Raw genomic sequence first — 1,413 nt, 5'->3', positions numbered from 1 at the left:
CTCCTTTCTTTTGTATATGATAGAATAAGAATGTGGAGAAAACCGTTGAATCAAGGCACTCCAATCCCCGTTACTCGATGTAGGGAGTTGGTTGCAGGAAACGTTGCAACCGTAAAACATCGAGCGTACATCCGTCTGTTGTGCGTGGAAGTCAAGTACTGCCTACAGACATGCCGAGCCACTCGGTAGCGATATAGGCATGACCTATGTCGTTGGGTAGTCGTCAACCTGCCCCTGATGCAACCCCAAGTCAAGGAAGGAGGACGAAGTCCGTTCGCACTTCTGGGGAGTTGCAAGCCCCCGCTTCAAGCGTTAGCTAAGTGGGGGTAGTTGACTACGCAGCCCTGTTTTGATCGCTAATTGTGCCTGTCTCCGTTTTAAATCCTTTAAAATGCTTAATGTGTGCTCGTCAATCGTAATCGTCCGTTTCGAAGCATAGTTCTTTGTGTTATCGAACCCTTTTTTATACTTGTGATCCCAAGTCTTGTTGATCGTGACGGTCTTGTTTTCAAAATCAACGCAATCTACAATAAAGTCGGAAATAAGCGACCTGTACAAACTGCAGCGAAAGAAAAGTATCAAGTGTATACATTGGAAAAAGGAGATACTTTGAGTGGGATTGCGACTAAGTTTGGAACAACTGTCAATGAACTTTCTAAAATAAATAAAATCAAGAACCCTAATTTGATTCTGGAGGGACAAGTATTTTAAAACAGAAAAAGTTGAGCATTACATTGTGAAGAAGGGTGATGCCCCATAGCCATCAAGTTAAGAATTTGGGCCTTTGTACACCGTTAAAAACATGGTATCCTTTCTAGCGAATACTCTTCGTTAGAAAGGATTTTTTCTATGGAAAATCAAATGCAAGCATGGATGAAAACCATCCGCCAACTTTTCTCGCCTGAGACATTGACTCATCTTGCTCAAGAAACAGGATTTATCCAACGAAAACGAGCATTAACGGCAGAAGCATTTTTGACTCTTTGTGCATGGGGAGATGGCTCACTGGCACAACAATCACTCCAACGGTTATGTACATCTCTCACGCTCCGCCATGACTGTTCCCTGTCCAGCGAAAGATTGAATCAGCGCTTTACCGAGCGAGCCGTGGCGCTTTTGCGAGAAGTGTTTTTCCTTCTCCTCCAACGACAACGCCCATTGCTTTGGTCCACCATCCAAACCTACCGGACGTGTTTTACTCGCTTGCGGATTTTGGATTCGACCAGTTTTTTGGTTCCTGCCGACTACGGGGAGGACTACCGAGGTTCCGTCTCATCAGGAGCGAAAATTCAGTTTGAATATGACTTGTTGTCTGGTGCCTGTCTTCAACTATGCGTTCAATCGGCCAATGACTCGGACGCCCGTTTTGCCTATCATGCCCAGCACACGATTTTGCCGAATGACCTATGTATT

Annotated in this window: 2 pseudogenes; one reads left to right on the top strand and one right to left on the bottom strand. The window is 44.9% G+C overall.

Annotated elements, in window-relative coordinates:
• Nucleotides 1-330 precede the first annotated feature (330 nt).
• Nucleotides 331-525, bottom strand: a pseudogene (locus LH47_RS17190) (site-specific integrase); the annotation flags it as partial.
• 324 nt (nucleotides 526-849) lie between these two features.
• On the opposite strand from LH47_RS17190, the pseudogene LH47_RS14590 reads away from it, so the two are divergent.
• Nucleotides 850-1,413, top strand: a pseudogene (locus tag LH47_RS14590) (IS4 family transposase); the annotation flags it as partial.

It is taken from the genome of Anoxybacillus thermarum, assembly GCF_000836725.1.
GTDB lineage: Bacteria > Bacillota > Bacilli > Bacillales > Anoxybacillaceae > Anoxybacillus > Anoxybacillus thermarum.
This window is presented reverse-complemented; position numbering and strand designations above follow the sequence as displayed.